This window comes from Corynebacterium riegelii (assembly GCF_001263755.1).
Taxonomy (GTDB): Bacteria; Actinomycetota; Actinomycetes; order Mycobacteriales; family Mycobacteriaceae; genus Corynebacterium; species Corynebacterium riegelii.
Window position 1 is genome coordinate 1,887,425 of record NZ_CP012342.1, and the last position, 18,104, is coordinate 1,905,528.

Consider the following 18,104-nt stretch of genomic DNA (forward strand, 5'->3'; position numbering starts at 1 on the left):
CCGTGCACAATATTTACCTGTCTGCAATCCTCGCGCTGATCTCAGCCGCGACGATGGCCGCAGGTACCGTGTGGCGCCACCGCATCATGCGCGCTGGCACCTCGCCGCTTCGCTCGATGCGCAGGCCAGCGTGGTGGGCCTCGATGGGGGTGGCGTTCCTTGCGTATGGCTTCCAAGCTGCGGCGTTAGCCTTCGGCTCCTTGCTGGTGGTCCAGCCTGTGCTCGCCCTGTCGCTCATGCTCACCCTGCTGTTTTCGGCGCATGAAGAGCACCGTCGCATGCACCCGGAGGAGGCGTGTTGGGGCGCGCTGTTGACCATGAGCGTGGCTGGGGTTGTGCTGCTTGGCCGTCCGCTTCCCGGCGCACGCGAGCCGCTCGCCTGGGAGTGGGCCATCGTGGTCAGCTCAGCGGTTGCGGTGGTTGCGGGGGCTTTTGCTTTTGCTTATCGACGCCCCACCGCAACCCAATCCCTCACCTACGGCATAACCTGTGGCGCTCTCTTTGGCTACCAAGCCCTGTTTTCCAAAGTGGCCGTGGATGACTTTGTCAGCGGCGGCATCATGGGCCTGCTCACCTCCTGGCAGCTGTGGGCGATGCTGCTGGCCGCCACGGCGGGCACGATCGTGCAGCAATACGCCTTCGCCGCAGGCAACCTGGGCACCTCGCTGCCGGCTGCGAAGGTGGTGGAGCCGATCGTGGCGTTTGCACTCGGTATCTTCCTCCTTGGGGAAACGTTTCGGGTTACTTCGGGGGCGGGGTGGGCGGCAACGGGGGCGTCGATAAGCATCATGCTCATAAGCGCGGCGATGCTCACGCGTGCCAGCGTGCGGTAATCCTGGTGACATTTGTCATGTTTGATTGGTGACAAACGCCTCTACCAGCAACAACCTGCCGCGGGCAGAGTTGGAGGCATGGAAAAAGCAATCGAAGTTACAGGGCTGAAGCGCCGCTACGGCGACTTCACCGCAGTTGATGGCATCAGCCTGCACGTTGCCCCCGGCGAGGTCTACGGGCTGCTGGGAACCAACGGCGCGGGCAAAACGTCCACCTTGGAAGTGATGGAGGGCCTGGCCGAACCTAGCGAAGGCACCGTGCGAGTGCTGGGGCACGATCCGGTCAGCGGCCGTGCCAGCGTGCGCCCGTACACCGGGATCATGCTGCAATCAGGCGGCCTGCCCCAAGCACTGACCGTTGAAGAGACAGTAACTATGTGGGCGGGCACGTGCTCCGCGCCGCTGCCCACTGATGAGGTGCTGCGCCGCGTCCAACTTGAGCACCGCAGCGACGTCAAGGTGGGATCGCTCTCCGGTGGCGAGCAGCGGCGCCTCGACCTCGCATGCGCCCTGGTGGGCAATCCGACCTTGGTGTTTCTTGATGAGCCCACAACCGGCCTGGACCCCGAATCCCGCCGGCATGTGTGGGGACTACTCAAAGAGCTCAACAACGCCGGGGTGACCATGGTGCTGACCACCCACTACCTGGAAGAAGCAGAGTTTCTTTGCCACCGCATCGCCATCATGCACCGCGGAAACATCGAGGTAGAAGGCACTCCTGCCCAACTGACGGAGACGGTGCCCTCTGAAATCTCGTTCGGGCTTGGGGGTGGCGTGCCTGCTTTGTCTGGGTTGCCTGATTTGCCGGGCACCGCCACGCACCTTGCCGACGGCCACGTATCCATCACCACCTCCCACCTGCAGCGCGACACGCTTTCAATCTTGCAGTGGGCGGACCAGCACTCGGTTGTATCGCTTTGGGTAGATGAGCCATTGCAGTAGGTAGACGGCAACCATGGGAACTCCGCAGAGCGTAGCGATTACGTAAATAATCCTGACGGTATTTGCAGAGGTTTCATATACTTCAGCTACCCCGGCACAGACCCCTGCTATGCATTTATCTTTTTGAGATCGATGCCATTTATTTTGTGGGAACATTATGCGCAACTGTACTCGAATGATGGTAATGCTACATTTCTCTGTGCTGTAGAGGTGAAGCGTGGTGTACCGTCGCCGTGGGGACAGATCAGCTGGAGCACTAAGAACGCTACGCAGGGCGTGGTTGGAGATGGCAACGGTAATGTGATTAATCAGGGGTGGATGTAAAATTTCACAAATGCAGTTACCTGCTCTGAGAAGCGATGGGGCCTCTCCATTAGAACCATCTCCGGTGGATTATGTTTTTATGCTGCTCACGTTAGCGGCTGTGGTGTTATTAGCTGTCAGCGTGATTGTATTTTTTAGGCAGCCTAACAAACGGTGGTCGGATGTTTGGATAGTGCTCTTTCTAGTGTTAATTCCTCTGATAGGACCGTTAATGTATCTGTCGCACGTACGTTCCCACAGGAAGGGCGACTAAAAAGCCCTAGACAACCGCTAAAAGGCCCAGCTACGTAAAGCTGGGCCTTTTAGCGGTTGCCTTTCTGCCGATATTTACTCAATGAGTCCTTCTCGTTGGGCTGCTTCTTTGATGGCACGGACGGTGGTGTCAGTGTTGCTGATTCGGCCGCCGTAGTGTTCGGCGAGACGCTCAACACATCTCACGTGGAAGACGCTGAGGCCCGCTGCTGAGGGACAACTTGATCATCAAGAATGTGGACGAATTAGCTAGACGGGTCACTGTCGGTCCTCCTGACTTCCTCAGCTGCATGAGCGTGACCAGGTACCGTGCAGGGGGTTGGCTCTCCTAACACATCTAGCGTGTCGAGTATTGTGAAAGCCAATGGGCGGGAGCTAGATTTCCACCACTTCCCAAAAGCTCTGCTATGGAGACACTCATGCTCGTAGCTGCAACTTCATTTTTGGGGTTAATGGATGAATTTTCAACCCATCGATGGTATAGATCAGCCACTCTTTGAGGAAGGACAATATCCTCTCCGAATTTTCCTGTTGCACTCTCGTTAAGCAATTTCCCATTGTCAAGGTCAATCAGTAGCACTTCTTGAGTGAGTGGATCGATGCTGCCCACTGAACTCTCCGGGCCTTTCTGGGTGCACACCCACAATGCGGTCGGACTAGCGTGATTAGACTGCGGGGCCGACGGCAAGCTAATGATGCATCGGACGATCCCTTCGCCGACCATATTCCGCCGTACGCGGGCGAGCTCTGGCTCATCACTGGAAAGGGTGTCTGCAGAGAGCACAACTGCAGCCGTGCCACCTGGAACTAAATGATGGAGAGCCAACTGCAACCACGCAAAATCTGCGGGGTCGGGGATTCCTGGCCCAAATTCCCAGCGTGAGTCCAGTAGGACATACTCAAGCCCATAGTCGATAAAAGAGGAAGGAGGATAGCAGACCGCAAAATCGCACTTCAGTCCCGGATGAAGCTCTCGTCGAAACCACCATCCCCCTAGCCCCAACCCGTCATTAAGGTAATTTCCGAACAGGTCGTCTAATGGCCCCTTTCCCAAATCGATAGTGGTGCCACGGATCAGAGCTTGCTCATGTGCTTGCTGCCACCGCTTAGGATTGTTTTCCTGGCCATAAAGCCGTAAGCGTTCTCCGTGCAGGCCTACGGTTTGCTGGTGCCCGTCAAGCTCTAGTAGCAGTTGTCCTGATCTAGCACATGGATCGTAAGCCGATCCTTGGCATGGACGAAGCAACTCCGCGATGAGGTTGCAGACATAAGCGGGTGGAGGGGGGCCTAAGAAGTCGGGCTGCAAGTATTGGGAAGACTTTTCGAGGAGGAATTGGTAGGCAGCTACAAAGGAGATTGTGGACTGGGGAGTCTCCCCGATCCTAGGATCGGATACAGCAGAGACTAAGTGGGCCACTAAGTCTGGAGAGGCCCAATCATTGTTATTTTTATCTTTTCTGGCAGTTTTAGCGCCTAGGACAGCGAGGTTCAGCGATCTAATCTTGCTGTCCTGCTCAACCGCCCTGTCATGGCTCAGTTTCTTCCATGCCAGCGGATCTGTACGCTCTAGGACGGCTCGGAGCGCGAGCAAAGTGAGGGCGCAATCTATCAGATCTGACCCTTCTCTTTCCTTCTCAAGTTCCTCTAGGGACCGCCACAGCGCGAACAGGATTTCCCGTCCTTCAATTGCCTGACCTTCTTCTCCCACCTGCAGCACCTCCTTTTAGCTAACCTTTTAGCTAACGAGTGGCTAACGAAGGCAGCACAGTGCAACCCTGCTGCCATCGACCAATCTATATCAGCACAGCTGACGTTTCGCTCCCGCATTGGAGCCAACTGCGACCTCAAGACGCTTTTAATTAGGGCAGATTGTTCCAATTTTGCTACCTACGTCCACGCCCGCTGTCTGAAGTTAGGACTTAGTTGACAACCCGTGCCTGGAGCAAAACCCTCTGGTGAGCCAAGCATCCGGTTAACGTTTCTGGCTAGTTGGGGGAGTCTTCTCCACCGCTTCGGAAAAATGGCCTCTTTTTCTTATTGGGGTCGGGTGTCGAGTAGTTCTGCTGGGTCGTAGTTTTCCGGCCACCCGTAGTCATACTCTGGGTCTGGGAAGGGTGGTTCGGAATAATCGGGTTCTTTTGGCAACGGCTCCGGAAGTACCGCCTTGATGAGGAAGTGAAGGCCGTATTCTTCCTCCAGTGTTTTGATTTGCGCGTCGGCTTGGTCCAGGTTGTGGTGGTGGTCAAAATCATCAAGGATTTTGTGGCCTTTGGCGTAAAACTGCGCCACAGTACTGCGACGAGCACACACTTGCTCAAGGTTGCTCTTCCATCGTGGGGCCGCCGCTTGAGTGTTGTAGTCAATCAAGCCATCCGGCATGCAGGTTTCATACGTGCCGTTGGAAAATAACCACAAGATTTCACCGGTATCAGGATCCGGGACGTAGAAGCCGCGCTTATCGGTTTTCAAATTGTGATGCTTCTGGCACAACGGAAACAAGTTACTCGGTGTGGTTTTGCCTCCCTGGTTAAACGCGATGCGGTGATCCAACTGGCATAACCGCGAAGGCATCGTACACCCCGGGAACACACAGTGGGTGTGACGGGCACAGACCACGCGTCGCATTGCTTCGGTTGGGGTGTAACTATCCGTGTGTGCCTGGAGTTCTTGTTCCATGTCGACTTCGGTGATTTTCGCTGATGCTAGGAGGTCATCGAGTGCCACGGTTGCCTCTGGGGTCAAGGCGCCTACCCCTGGGACGTAGGCTGGCCCACCAGCTTCACGACCTTTTGGTACGAACACGTGCAGGGTGGTTTTCGTTGGGGTGATATCCCCGGACAGTAGTTTCACCATCGCATCTGCCATCGATGTTTTGTGTTCACGAGCGGTAGCCAACACATGCTCGCGTACTACCTGTGCAGTTAACGGATTCGTCGCTAACGTCACCAACGTTTTCACAGTCCCGGACTGTGCAGACTGCTCAAACGAGACTGTGTCATCAGCAGCATGTGCTTGGGCGATACGCTGCTTGCGCCGCTTCGGGTTGTAGGCGCACGTTGGGTCAATCCGTTTAATCATTTCCCGGATACGCCGGGTAATCGTTGCGGTTTGTGGGGTGAGTTGCCCAGCTCGTGTTGGGGTGAACGTGAGCGTCAACATTGCATCAAATTGACCGTAGGCTTCCTCGGTGATGTCTGGGCCGAGTTCAGCAAGAACATTGTCAATGGCACGCAGGTGCTGCAGATCCATCACACGGGTCTCGGCTTGGAGTGCCCGTAGTTTCGGCAAATGTTGCAGGCGTGCGTGCGAGAAGATCGCTTGCTCTATTTCACCTTTGCCCCAGCCGGTTGCTTGCTTGATGGCGACTACTTCCAGATCGAAATCATCAATAGCAATGCTTGTCCCAGGTGTGGCGAAGTGACCGAAGACCTCCCAGTAGCCATCGCGGAAGCGTTGGCTGACTGCGCTTAGTGGATCTTCTGGTCGCTGTGTGCGGAAGTATGGTTCGCCCACGGTCTACCCCCAGTGTTGTGTTCCCTATGTTCCCGTTGTTTTATGCCCCTAATTATACCCGCCTAACTGTTCTATGTGCAAGGGCTAAACCAGCATGTATTCCACTATTTCCACACGTACATTCACCAGCCAGACTGGCGGTTGCATTCAGTATAGCGACCGATTCCACACGCCCTTTCCGTCGATAAGAAAATGCCAAACGGGCGTTCGAGCAGCATCGACGAACGACCCCACTGCGAATGTAAAACACACAACTGCGCGCGAAGTGGTGTAAGCTACGCCACATGTCGCAAAAGGCGCTTCTCCTTCTACGCCGCGGCGGGAATCAGGCCAGGTAACACGGCCGGCACCCCGTCGCGGAGTTTCTGTTTGCCGGCCGTGGACCCGCACGAAACGTAATTTAGGAGTACCCACATGAGCAACGAAATTTTTGCGCCTCGCGAAATCATCACCCCGAACGGCCCTCGTAATGAAGGCCAGCCAAGCTGGAACAAGCAGCGCGGCTCCCAGATGCCGGTAGACCGCTACCTGCCGTTTGCCAAAGAGGTTGAGGACATCACCCTGCCGGACCGCACGTGGCCGGACAAGAAGATCACGGTTGCGCCGCAGTGGTGCGCGGTGGACCTGCGCGATGGCAACCAGGCCCTGATTGACCCGATGAGCCCGGAGCGTAAGCGCCGCATGTTCAACCTGCTGGTTGAGATGGGCTTCAAGGAGATTGAGGTCGGCTTCCCGTCCGCATCCCAGACGGACTTTGACTTTGTGCGCGAGATCATTGAGAACAACATGATCCCGGATGACGTGACCATCCAGGTGCTGGTGCAGGCCCGTGAGCACCTGATTCGCCGCACGTTTGAGGCATGCTCTGGCGCGAAGAACGTGATTGTGCACTTCTACAACTCCACGTCCAAGCTGCAGCGTGAGGTGGTGTTCCGCAAGGATCGTGACTCCATTAAGAAGCTGGCCACGGATGCTGGTGAGCTGATTCGTGACATTGCAGATGACTACCCGGACACCAACTGGCGCTGGGAGTACTCGCCGGAGTCCTTCACCGGCACCGAGCTGGATTTTGCGCTGGAGGTGTGCGACGCGGTTGTAGAGACCATGGGCGCCACCCCGGAAAACCCGATCATTATTAACCTGCCGTCCACGGTGGAGATGATCTCCCCGAATGTGTACGCGGATTCTATTGAGTGGATGCATCGCAACTTTGCCAAGCGCGACAGCATCATCCTGTCCCTGCACCCGCACAATGACCGCGGCACCGGCGTCGCGGCGGCGGAGCTGGGCTACATGGCCGGCGCGGATCGTATTGAGGGCTGCCTGTTTGGCAACGGTGAGCGCACCGGCAACGTGGACCTGGTCACCTTGGGCCTGAACATGATGACCCAGGGCGTGGACCCGCAGATTGATTTCTCTGACATTGAGAAGATCCGTCAGACCGTGGAGTACTGCAACCAGCTGCGCGTTCCGGAGCGCCACCCCTACGGCGGTGAGCTGGTGTTCACGGCGTTCTCCGGCTCGCACCAGGACGCTATTAACAAGGGCCTGGACGCCCTGGCCCAGAAGGTGCACCCGGGCGCTTCCAGCACGGACGTCACGTGGGAGGAGCTGCGTGAGACCGTGTGGGAGGTCCCGTACCTGCCGGTGGATCCGAAGGACGTGGGCCGTACCTACGAGGCTGTGATCCGCGTGAACTCCCAGTCCGGCAAGGGCGGCGTGGCCTACATCATGAAGACGGACCACGGCATCAACATGCCGAAGGCGATGCAGCCGGAATTCTCCGCTGTGGTGCAAAACATCACGGATGCAGAAGGTGGCGAGGTTAACTCCAAGAACATGTGGGACATCTTCGCCAGCACGTACCTGGATCTGGATTCCCCGCTGGAGTTGGTGGACTATGAGGTCACCGGCGCGGCTAGCGATGAGGACGATTCCGCTATTCAGGCCAACGTTATATTCAACGGCGAGGCGCGTGAGATCAACGGCACCGGCAACGGTCCTATTGCGGCGTTTGCCAACGCCTTGGAGTCACTGGGCATTGATTTTGAGGTGCAGGATTACTCCCAACGCTCCCGCACGGCGGGCGATGATGCGGACGCAGCCTGCTACATTTACGCAGATATTGACGGTACTAACGCATGGGGTGTGGGTATTGCGGGCTCGACCACGCGCGCGTCTTTGAAGGCGATTGTGTCTGCGGCCAACCGCGGCCTGACCGAAGGCAAGACTGGTGGCGTGTAGTCCATCCTGCGGACACCCCGAAACGTTCATTGTGCGCATTTGTACATACGTGTAAGGTTGCGGTTATGAACAAGCAGTTGTCGGCATACGTGATTCCGGATCACGGCCTGGGTGCGGTGAGAAACGTCCCGGCCGTGGACGTGCTCACGCCTGCCGTCATGCGCCATCTGGGGGACAGCGCTGTGGCGGACTTGGGCGTGGCCTTGGTTCCTAACGGCACTGGCTTTGACATCACGTTCCAAGATGAAGTGCTTGGCACCATGAGTGGGCATGATGCGCAGGAGTTTTGGGAGCTTTCCTCCCTTGCCCACAGCGGCCTGACCCCGCACGCTACTGCACGTGCCACCGCGGGCGACCCGGTGCGGCTGGTTGTTCGCCTTCCACGCCCGGGTTTGATCTTGCCGGTGAATGAACCGCCGGCGCAGCCGTGGGCATTCCTGGCAGATGGCCATTCCATTGAGCTGGACTACCTCCCAGAGGCCGAGCAGGCCAAGGACTTGGAACGCAAGCAGATCCTGGTCACGCTTGGCTTTGATGATGCTGGTGAGGTTTCCGCATACATCGACGGTGTTGAGGTAGCGCAGCTGGATCCGGCGCAGGGTGCTGAGGTTGCGCCGACGCTGCGTTCCATGGAGCGCCGCGGCCTGGTCCCGGTGGCACGTGGCTACCACTCCCCGATCGGTGGGGCGCCAGTGCTCTCGCTGTCTATCGGCGCTGTAAACACCGGCGAGTTCCCGGCTATTAGCCCGATCCCGCCGCTGGAGGACACTCGCAAGGTCCGCCCGCTGCCGATGGCAGAGTCGGCTGCGCAGACGTCTGTGATTCCGGCCGTGTCTGCGGCTGAACACTACAGTGCGGATGATGACGCTGTAAGTGCCGTGACTGACGTCGATGCACCTGCAGTGGCTGCAGCTGGGGCCTCTTCCGCAGGCACCCCGTCCCGCGCACGCAAGCGCACCTTGCACGCCGTTGGCATGATCGCCGCGGCTGGTGCCCTGGCCCTGACCATTGGCGGCTTGAGCGCGTTGACCTCGTCATTTATGCAGGAGCGCGACTCCGCTGTTGCCAACTACGGGCATGCAGAGACCTCCGAAGTCACCTCCGAGGCGGAAAGCAGCACGGCAAGCAGCACAGCAACCTCCAGCGAGAAGCCGTCCACCAGTTCGCAGGAAGTCAAGCCTGTGACTTCCTCGTCGCAAGTTGTTGAGGCACCGGCTCCGGCTCCTGTTGAGGCTCCGGCGCCCGCACCAGCCCCGGTCCAGGCCCCAGTTCAGGCCCCGGCACCAGCTCCGGTCCAGGCACCTGCTCCGGCACCAGCGCCCGCTCCGGCTCCGGCACCAGCACCTGCCCCTGTGGAGGAAGCGCCTGCACCAGCACCTGCGCCTGAGGTTGCTCCGCCAAACGAGCACCCGCATGAGCAGAACTTTGGGCCGTTCAAGGTCCGAAGCAATGTGCCGTTGGATCAGCCGTTGTATAGGGTTGCGCCGTAGCGTCGGCAAGCAAAAGCTCCCTGCTACGCTGCAAGAATGACTTACCCCTACGTCGCGCTGTCCGTGCGGGCGAATGGGATCCATCCCTCCAACGCGCGGCTGCTCACCATTGACGCGGTCACGTTTGATGCCGCCGGGCGCATCGGCGAGGAATTCCACCAGGTGCTCAACCCGGGCACGGATCCGGGCCCGCGCCACACCCACGGCCTTGAGGTGGGCGATTTCGCGCAGGCACCCCGTTTTGCCAGGCAGTTGCGCACGTTGGACAAGCTTATCGACGCGAAAACGTTAGTCCTCTACGACTCCCCCCTTGACTGGGGCATGATCGTCTCTGAGGCGAAACGGGCGATGAACGCTGCGGCGCGCGCGAACCGCTCCCGGCGCGGGCGTGGCAACAAGCACCGCCAACGCGTGGGGCACGTGCCAAAGCCGGAAGCGATTGTGGATGTGCTGGCTACTGTGCGCAGGCAGGGCCACATTCCTGTGGACGCACGGTTGGAGCACGTCGCGGAACTCATCGGCGTGGTGCCGGTGTCTGGCGATGCGCGTGTGCGCACCCTGATCGCCATGTTCCTGGCGCTGAAAGAGGCCGGCGAGGTGGTCTCGCTGAACCCGGCTGACCTTGCCGGCGACCGTTTTGGCCTGCAGCGCTCGCAGGTGCGGGTGGATGCGGCGAAGGCCGGTAACTCCTCGCGCGCCGCCGGGCACACGCAGACGGCGAACGCCAGGAACGCGGAGCGTGTGGTGTACACGCCTGCGGAAGGATTGCAGCGCGGCATGGAGTTTGTGGTCACGGATGATGTGACCGTGAACCCAGATGTGCTGATCGCCGCGGGTGTGGACGCTGGGCTGAAGTATGCCGAGAAGCTGACCCGTCAGACGTCTGTGGTGGTGTCCGAGGCGTTGGCGAAGGGCGTTGAGCTGCGCGGCAAGGCCATGCACGCGTTCCGGAAAGACGTGCCAATTTTGACTGCCAGCGAGTTCGAAGCCGCCGTGCAGACAATGGCGGACAACAGTGTGGGTGCGGGAGAGTAACCTATCCTGCATGACTGACAACAAGCGCTCTACACAAGGACGCTTTGCCCGCCTGCGATCCTCGTTGGCGCTGGGTGCTGCGCGTTTGGCCACCACGGCATCGAAGGCCACCGGCCGCGGCGCTGGCGGCATGATCGGCGGCCTGGTTGCGGGTGCCATTGACCCGAACATTATGGACACGGTTGCCGCTGGCCGCCCAGCGGTGCTGGTGACGGGGACCAACGGCAAGTCCACAACCACCAACATGCTGGCAAGCGCGTTGCGTTCTAAGTACACGGTGGCCACCAATGATGGCGGCGACAATATGGACGCTGGCATTATCTCCGCGCTTCTGGCCGGCAAGGACGCCTCCCACATTGTGCTGGAGGTTGATGAGCTGCACGTGCCGCACGTGGCCAAGCGCCTCAAACCGGAGGCGATCGTGCTGTTGAATTTGACGCGTGACCAGCTGGATCGCGTGGGCGAGATTACCAAGATTGAGCGCGCGCTTCGCGCCGCCGTAGAAGAAAACCCGCAGGCCACGATTGTGGCGAACTGCGATGACGTACTGATTACCTCCATTGCCTTTGATCACCCGAACGTGGTGTGGGTGGCCGCTGGCGCCGGCTGGACCGGTGATTCCGTGACCAACCCACGCTCCGGCGGGCACATCGTGCGCACGGAGGACGACTGGTTTGCGGTCGAGCCGCTTGAAGACGGCCGCGAGTTCCGCCGCCCCACCCCCTCCTACAGCGTGGACGCGGATGGCCTGCACACGCCGGAGCGCACCGTGGGGTTGTCGCTGCAGCTGCCGGGGCGCGCGAACCGCGGCAACGCCGCCCAGGCCGTGGCGTGTGCCGTGGAGGCCTTCGGCGTTTCTGTGGAGGACGCCGTTGCCGCTGCTGAGGGCGTGAACAACGTCGCCGGCCGCTACACCACCGCCCACCTTGGTGAGCACGAGGTGCACTTCCTGCTGGCCAAGAACCCTGCCGGCTGGCAGGAGGCGCTGACCATGCTGGATACGGACGCCGCGGGCATTGTCATCGCGGTGAACTCCCAGCAGGGCGACGGTGAGGACGTCTCCTGGCTTTGGGACATCACCTTTGACAACTTCGACCGCATCCCCGTCAAGGCGTCCGGTGAGCGGGCGACGGATCTGGCGGTGCGCCTGCTCTACGGCGGCGTGGACAATGAGCTGATCCATGACCCGGTTGAGGCGATCCGCGCGTGTCCCCCGGGCCGCGTTGAGGTGCTGGCAAACTACACTGCGCTGCTGAATTTGCGCCGCGCACTTGCAAAAGAGGAGGACTACCGTGCCTAACCTGACAATTGGCCTTGTACTCCCTGACGTGCTGGGCACCTATGGTGACGACGGCAATGCGTTTGTCCTGCGCGAACGCGCCTGCCGCCGCGGCATCAACGCGGAGATCCGCCGCATCATGCTCAGCGATGAGGTGCCTGCGGATTGTGACGTCTATACGCTCGGCGGCGGCGAGGATTCCGCACAAATCATCGCGGCTGCGCGCCTTGCCGCCTCCCCGGGCTTGCAGGCTGCAGCTGCTGGCGGCCGGCCCATCTTCGCGGTGTGCGCCGGCATGCAGATCCTCGGCCACACCTTCCATGCAGGTGGCAGTGAGTGCCAGGGGCTTTCACTTATCGACGTCTCAACGCACCCCTCCCCCACCCGCTCCATCGGCGAACTCGCCTCGGTGCCAACGCGCGCCGGTGTCACCCGCGCACTTACGGAGCCGCTGACCGGGTTTGAAAACCACCTCGGCGCAACCACGCTCGGCGCGGATGCCTCCGCGTTGGGCAAGGTCACCCGCGGTGTGGGTAATGGTGGTGATGCTTCTGGTTCTGACTCTGGTGACACTGTGGAGGGCGTGGTGCAGGGCAGCATCATCGCGACCTACATGCACGGCCCCGCACTGGCTCGTAACCCGCAGCTTGCAGACTTGCTGCTTGCCCAAGCATTGGGCGTGGAGCTTGCTGAGCTGGAGCCGCTGGAAATCCCCGTGATCGATCGCTTGCGGATGGAGCGCCTCGGCGCGAAGTAGCGCTGGCTTGGCTTGGTTTGGGTTGGTCTGGCTAGAGCTTCAGGCGGCCGGTGAGCGCGCGGGAGAGCGTGAGTTCGTCCACGAACTCCAAGTCCCCGCCCAGCGGCATGCCGGAGGCCAGGCGCGACACGGTCAGATCCGGGAAGTCCTTCAGAAGGCGCGCGATGTAGCTGGACGTGGCCTCGCCTTCCGTGTCTGGGTCGGTGGCCAGGATAACTTCGGTGATCTCAGGCGCGTCCGCGCCATCAAGGTCTGGGAGCACCCCGCCGATGCGCTGCAGCAGCGGCGCAATGGCCAGGTCCTTCGGACCAACATTTGCCAAAGGATCCAGCGCGCCGCCCAGCACGTGGTAGCGGCCGGAGTACTCGCCGGTGCGCTCGATGACCTGGATGTCTTTGGCGTCCTCAACCACGCAGACCGTGGATGTATCCCTGCTGGAGTCGGCGCAGATGCGGCACACTTCTTGGCGTGAGACGTTGTTGCAGATGCGGCAGAACATCACGCCGTCGCGAACCGCGGCTAGTGCTGCGCGTAGCCGGTCAATGTCTTCCGGCTCAGTTTTGAGCAGGTGGAAGGCGATACGCTGCGCCGATTTCGGGCCCACACCCGGCAGCCGCGAAAACTCATCAATGAGATCCTGCAGCGGTCCTTCAAACATATGACTCCTCGATCCTGAAAAAACGCCCGGCCGAAGCCAGGCGTTCAACTATGGGAAAAGCGTGAGCTAGATGATGCCGCCGAACGGCACCTCGCCCGGGCCTGCCGGCTGCGCACCGAACGGGCCGCCCTGGCCCTGCGGAGCCTGGCCCTGAACCTGGGTCAGCGGACCAATCTTGTCCTGCGCCAGCTGGCCAGCCTTGTTGTGAGCGTCACGGTAAGCGGCGAGGATGAGGTCCTGCAGGGTCTCAACATCGTCAGCGTCCACAGCCTCCGGCTTGATGGACAGGTCCTTGATCTCTGCACCACCGGTCATGGTGATGGTGACAAGGCCGCCACCTGCGGTGCCTTCAACCTCAGCGGCGAGCAGTTCTTCCTGCGCGCGCTGCAGCGCTGCCTGTACCTCGGCGGCCTGGCGGATCAGTTCCTGCATGTCTGCGGGCATATTCGGCTGGGTCATGGGTTCCACCCTTTCTGTAGTCAATAATTCGGCAACCAGTCTACAGACCGCTTACAAAGGGCGTGCCCCTAGCTCGCTGGCCAGCAGTTCCATCGCGATCGCGGTTGCGTCTCTGCGATCAATCGTGCCTTCCTCATCACGCGCCTGGTCCTGCATGTCACGCTCTTCGTCTTCCTGCGTGTACTCCTCCGAAGAAGCCACAGGGGCAGCATCGGGTGCAGCATCGGGAGCAGGAGGTGGTGGCGTGTTGTCGTCCCAGGGGTCGTAGGGCGGCTCGTCATCGGCTGGGGGTTCTGGCGGTGGCGGGATTTCGTCGCGCTCGCGTTTTGCCCGAGCGGCGGCTTGAGCACTTGCTGCCTGGACGGCGGCGCGCCAATCATCCTTCGCAGGAGCCGGTGGCTTCGGTGATGGCGCAGGGGCAGGGTCGTCGGGTTCGTCAGCCTCTGCTTCCTGCGCGCTTTCCCGGTTCGGGTTCCACACCTGCTTGCGCTCCACAGGTTTGAGGTTGGCTGCGGCCGGATCCGTACCGACGACGCAACGCACCCCCACCTTCGCATCCAACTTCTCCGAAAGCACAGCGGCGATGTCGGCGTTGTTGTTATCAGCGTTGATGCGCTCTGCAAGCGCGCCCGTGTGGTGGCCAAGGACCAACGTGCCGCCATCCATGCCAAGTGGGCGCGCCTCAGTCAGCATGATCTCCGCAACCTTGTTGCGGCCACCAACTGCTTGGCGAAGCTGCGTCCAATCCGCCTCAATCCTGACAAACAGCGCATCGGTGTCTGCCTGGGCGGCAGGTGCTGGGGCCGGTGTGGGTTCAGGCGTTGGCTCTGGCTGTGGCGCCTCCACTGGTGCAGGCTTCTGCGGCGCTGGGGTGGAGGTGCTGCGCACATTGCGGTTCACGGCGGCGGCAGCAGCAGCGGCCGCAGCGGCAGCGCTTCCCCCACCAGACTGCGCCGGACCAGACTGCGCCGGACCAGAAGGACCAGAAGGAGCAGGAGAAGCAACACTGGGCTGCAGCGTCAGCAGGTGCGCCATCATGATCTCAAGCAGCAGGCGCGGGGCGGTCGCGCCGCGGATGTCCACGATGCGGTCGTTGACCTCGGAAGCGAGCTGCGCCAACTGTTGGGAGGAAAACTTCTCCGCTTGGGCGCGCAGGATGTCGGCGCGGTCCACCGGGGCGTCTACAAGCGACTGCCCAAAAGCATCCGGCACGGTGCGGATCACCAGCAGGTCACGGAAGCGGTCCAGCAAATCCAGGGCGAAGCGGCGTGGCTCGTGGCCGGACTCCATCACCGCGTCGATGGTGTGGAAAACGGTGGAGGCGTCGTGGGCAGCAAGGGCGTCCACGGTGGCGTCGATAAGCGAAAGATCCGTGACACCCAACAGCGGCAAGGCAAGCTCATAGGTCAGACCGTTCGGGCCGGCGCCGGCGAGCAGCTGATCCAGGATGGACAGCGTGTCACGCGGCGAACCGCCACCCGCGCGGATAACCAGCGGGTAGACGTTCTCATCCACCACAACACCCTCTTCGGCCACCACGCGCTCAAGCAACTGCCGCATCGCAGCCGGCGCGAGCAGGCGGAACGGGTAATTGTGCGTACGGGAACGGATGGTGGGCAGGATTTTCTCCGGCTCCGTGGTGGCGAAGATGAAGATGAGGTGCTCTGGCGGCTCCTCCACAATCTTCAGCAACGCGTTGTTGCCGGCCGCGGAAACCATGTGCGCCTCATCAATGATGAACACGCGGTAGCGCGACTCAGCCGGCGCAAACAGCGCACGTTCGCGCAGGTCACGCATGTCCTCGACGCCGCCGTGCGACGCCGCGTCCAACTCCATCACATCCAAGTTGCCGGAGCCGCCCGGGGCCAGCGCCACACACGACGGACACTCACCACACGGCGTGGACGTCGGCCCATGCACACAGTTCAGCGAACGCGCAAGGATGCGCGCGGACGACGTCTTGCCGCAACCACGCGGACCAGAGAACAAGTACGCGTGCGCGATACGCCCGTTATCCAACGCGGTGGACAGCGGTCGGGTCACCTGCTCTTGGCCGATGACCTCACCAAACGTCGCGGGACGATATTTCCTGTACAGAGCCACGTTCAGCAGTCTACTGAAGGGCCCCTACACCCTCGAGACACGCAAGAAGCACGCAGGTAGCCACGCCATCCATGGCGGTTTCAACCTCTTCAAGCGGCGGCAACGACGGTGCGAGACGGATGTTGCGGTCCTCCGGATCCTGCCCGTGCGGGAATGCGGAACCAGCCTTGGTCAGCGTGATGCCCGCTTCCTTCGCCAGCTCCCACACGCGCGTTGCGGACCCGCCGAGCACGTCCATAGAGATGAAGTAGCCGCCCTCCGGCTCGGTCCACTGCGCCACGCCGTACTCACCCAGGCGCTCGTGCAGAATGCGGATGACGGCCGCGAACTTCGGCTCCAGCGAACCGGCTAGCGACTTCATCTGGTTGTATACGCCCTGCTCATCCCCAAAGAAGCGCGCGTGCGCGAGCTGGTTGATCTTGTTGGGGCCAATGCCGCGTATCGACGCATGCTTCCCCCACCACTCCAAATTCCCCTCCGACGACGCGAAGAAGGCCACACCCGCACCCGCGAACGTGATCTTGGAGGTGGAAGACATGTACCAGAAGCGGTTCGGGTTGCCCTTCTCCGCCGCAATCTCAATGACGTTCGGGTTCTCCGGGAAGTTACCCGTCAGCGTGTGGATGGCATACGCGTTGTCCCACACAATGCGGAAATCCTTCGCTGCCGTCTCCATGCTGGCCAGGCGATCAATGGTCTCACGCGAGTAGATCGCGCCCGTGGGGTTGCCGTAAATAGGCACCGACCACATGCCCTTGACCTGCGGATCCTTCACCAGCTCTTCCACCACGTCCATGTCCGGACCCTCCGGCGTCATGGGCACGGTGACCAGCTCAAAGCCGAAGTGCTCCGTGATGGCGAAGTGACGGTCATAGCCCGGGGTTGGGCACAGCCACTTCACGTGCTCCTCATCCTTCCAGGGACGCTCCGAATCGTTCGTGCCCCAGATGTACGCGAAGGAGATGAGGTCAAACATGATGTTTAGCGACGAGGAATCTGCCGCCACAATGTTCGCCACGTCCACGCCCAGCACGTTGCCCCACAGCTGGCGGATCTCCTCAATACCCTGCAGCCCGCCATAGTTGCGCAGGTCAACGCCCTTGGCGTCCTTGTAGTTGCCCTCCCCCGGCAAGGACAGCAGCGCGTTGGAAAGATCCAGCTGCTCACTCGACGGCTTACCGCGCGTCAAGTCCAAGCTGAGGTTGCGCGCTTTCAGGTCTTCATAACGCTGGCGCACGTCCTGCGCGAGCGCTTCAAGTTCCTGCTGATTGAAGTTGGCAAAAGCGGTGCTTGTGGTGCCGTCTTGGGTAGTCATGCACTACATCGTACAAAACGCCCCCACGCACAAAAAGGGGATCCCACGCACCTGCCAGAGCTCGCTGACCCTTGCTGCGTTCCCGCCCTGGGGGAGTTCACAAGATAACACCGCGTGGGATCCTAAGGTGACACTGTAGCCGGGAAGCCGTAAAAGACACAACCTGCACGTGCTGCCTGCGGTTTTGGTTCAGGCGGGGGTGTGGACTAACATGGCCAAAGACGCATTCGGAAGTTACTTTTTCGAGTGTCGCTGGAGGATTCGACTAGCGGCCTATGTCACACGCCTGGAACGCGTGCGGGTTTCACGACCCTCGTGGGTTCAAATCCCACATCCTCCGCCAAACACCGGCGCCTCGGTTTGATGGGGCGCCGGTTTTTTCGTTTGCGTTAGTGCCTGGCTGCAGCCATGAGAAGTTGCTTACGGCTTACGTTTACAGCGAGCTTCCTCTTCGATGGCGGCCAAGGGCAAATCTTGCCCGTTTTCCAGCCCCGTGAGTTGTGAACTCATCTTTGGCGCATTCATATCGTTTAGCGGATATTCCAGCGTTTCCCTCAAGAGCCACTGATTGTTCCCGGTATCCACGTTTCTCCCACACAAGGTGCAGGAGACCTCCCCTGCGGGGACGCCAACATTGGCAAGGTGCGCTTGAGTCCCGCCGACCCGGCCAGGCCCCGTTTTGCTTGCGCTAAAGGTGAAATATGCAGCGCGTTTCGAACACTTGTGTGCTATTTCCCCCGTAAGCCAATGGGGTATGTGAGATCGGTCGATATACTGAATGCAACCGCCAGCCTGTGTTGTGAATGTGTATGCGGAAATAGTGTAATAAATGCTGGTTTAGCCCTTGCGCATAGAACAGGTAGACGGGTATAATTAGGGGTACAAAACAACGGGAACATA

General features: G+C 60.5%; 14 protein-coding genes, 1 tRNA gene and 1 other RNA gene. 8 read left to right on the plus strand and 8 right to left on the minus strand.

Translation table 11 applies throughout. The features are described 5' to 3' along the window. The first annotated feature begins 2 nt into the window (after positions 1-2). Both AK829_RS09170 and AK829_RS09175 read left to right on the plus strand, forming a co-directional pair. Positions 3-833 carry a DMT family transporter gene (locus AK829_RS09170; protein ID WP_052205572.1) on the plus strand — a complete coding sequence of 277 codons (831 nt, stop codon included), beginning with the start codon at positions 3-5 and terminating at the stop codon, positions 831-833. A gap of 78 nt (positions 834-911) precedes the next feature. After that, positions 912-1,775, plus strand: coding sequence for an ABC transporter ATP-binding protein (locus tag AK829_RS09175; protein ID WP_052205573.1), 864 nt, complete (start codon positions 912-914; stop codon positions 1,773-1,775). Here the strand turns inward: AK829_RS09175 and AK829_RS12270 are convergent. From AK829_RS12270 to AK829_RS09185, 3 genes are all read right to left on the minus strand, one after another. Beyond that, on the minus strand, positions 1,710-1,931 hold the full coding sequence (locus tag AK829_RS12270) for a PspC domain-containing protein (protein ID WP_083278895.1): 222 nt from the start codon (positions 1,929-1,931) through the stop codon (positions 1,710-1,712). The genes AK829_RS09175 and AK829_RS12270 overlap by 66 nt on opposite strands. A gap of 757 nt (positions 1,932-2,688) precedes the next feature. Continuing rightward, the gene (locus AK829_RS09180; RefSeq protein WP_052205574.1) at positions 2,689-4,059 is read right to left on the minus strand and encodes an N-6 DNA methylase; all 1,371 of its coding nucleotides are present in this window, start codon (positions 4,057-4,059) and stop codon (positions 2,689-2,691) included. A 326-nt stretch (positions 4,060-4,385) separates the two neighbouring features. Next, positions 4,386-5,864, minus strand: a complete 1,479-nt coding sequence (locus AK829_RS09185) for an HNH endonuclease signature motif containing protein (protein WP_052205575.1) — start codon at positions 5,862-5,864, stop codon at positions 4,386-4,388. Positions 5,865-6,278: 414 nt separating this feature from the next. Here AK829_RS09185 and leuA point away from each other — a divergent pair, with 414 nt between their 5' ends. The 5 genes from leuA to AK829_RS09210 all read left to right on the plus strand — a co-directional run bounded on the left by leuA (position 6,279) and on the right by AK829_RS09210 (position 12,669). Then, the gene (leuA, locus tag AK829_RS09190; protein ID WP_052205576.1) at positions 6,279-8,108 is read left to right on the plus strand and encodes a 2-isopropylmalate synthase; all 1,830 of its coding nucleotides are present in this window, start codon (positions 6,279-6,281) and stop codon (positions 8,106-8,108) included. A 65-nt stretch (positions 8,109-8,173) separates the two neighbouring features. Next, entirely contained in the window at positions 8,174-9,598 is a 1,425-nt protein-coding gene (locus AK829_RS09195) for a hypothetical protein (RefSeq protein ID WP_052205577.1), read from the plus strand. 36 nt (positions 9,599-9,634) lie between these two features. Beyond that, complete coding sequence (locus tag AK829_RS09200) at positions 9,635-10,633, plus strand: DNA polymerase III subunit epsilon (RefSeq protein ID WP_052205578.1); 999 nt, start codon at positions 9,635-9,637, stop codon at positions 10,631-10,633. A 10-nt stretch (positions 10,634-10,643) separates the two neighbouring features. Continuing rightward, positions 10,644-11,933: a Mur ligase family protein gene (locus tag AK829_RS09205; protein WP_052205579.1), complete on the plus strand. Its 1,290-nt coding sequence runs from the start codon at positions 10,644-10,646 to the stop codon at positions 11,931-11,933. Beyond that, the gene (locus tag AK829_RS09210; RefSeq protein WP_052205580.1) at positions 11,926-12,669 is read left to right on the plus strand and encodes a type 1 glutamine amidotransferase; all 744 of its coding nucleotides are present in this window, start codon (positions 11,926-11,928) and stop codon (positions 12,667-12,669) included. The genes AK829_RS09205 and AK829_RS09210 overlap by 8 nt, the downstream gene beginning before the upstream one ends. Positions 12,670-12,700: 31 nt before the next feature. On the opposite strand, the gene recR is transcribed toward AK829_RS09210, so the two are convergent. The 5 genes from recR to ffs all read right to left on the minus strand — a co-directional run bounded on the left by recR (position 12,701) and on the right by ffs (position 17,331). Then, positions 12,701-13,327, minus strand: a complete 627-nt coding sequence (recR, locus tag AK829_RS09215; protein WP_052205581.1) for a recombination mediator RecR — start codon at positions 13,325-13,327, stop codon at positions 12,701-12,703. Between the two features lie 66 nt (positions 13,328-13,393). Further along, entirely contained in the window at positions 13,394-13,786 is a 393-nt protein-coding gene (locus AK829_RS09220) for a YbaB/EbfC family nucleoid-associated protein (RefSeq protein ID WP_052205582.1), read from the minus strand. A 51-nt stretch (positions 13,787-13,837) separates the two neighbouring features. Further along, positions 13,838-15,889: a DNA polymerase III subunit gamma and tau gene (locus AK829_RS09225; protein ID WP_052205583.1), complete on the minus strand. Its 2,052-nt coding sequence runs from the start codon at positions 15,887-15,889 to the stop codon at positions 13,838-13,840. A gap of 10 nt (positions 15,890-15,899) precedes the next feature. Beyond that, positions 15,900-17,204: an aminotransferase class I/II-fold pyridoxal phosphate-dependent enzyme gene (locus tag AK829_RS09230; RefSeq protein WP_052205584.1), complete on the minus strand. Its 1,305-nt coding sequence runs from the start codon at positions 17,202-17,204 to the stop codon at positions 15,900-15,902. Between the two features lie 31 nt (positions 17,205-17,235). Continuing rightward, an RNA gene (gene ffs / locus AK829_RS12275) (signal recognition particle sRNA small type) lies at positions 17,236-17,331 on the minus strand. Between the two features lie 127 nt (positions 17,332-17,458). On the opposite strand from ffs, the gene AK829_RS09235 reads away from it, so the two are divergent. After that, positions 17,459-17,547: transfer RNA gene (locus AK829_RS09235), tRNA-Ser, on the plus strand. The last annotated feature ends 557 nt before the right edge of the window (positions 17,548-18,104 follow it).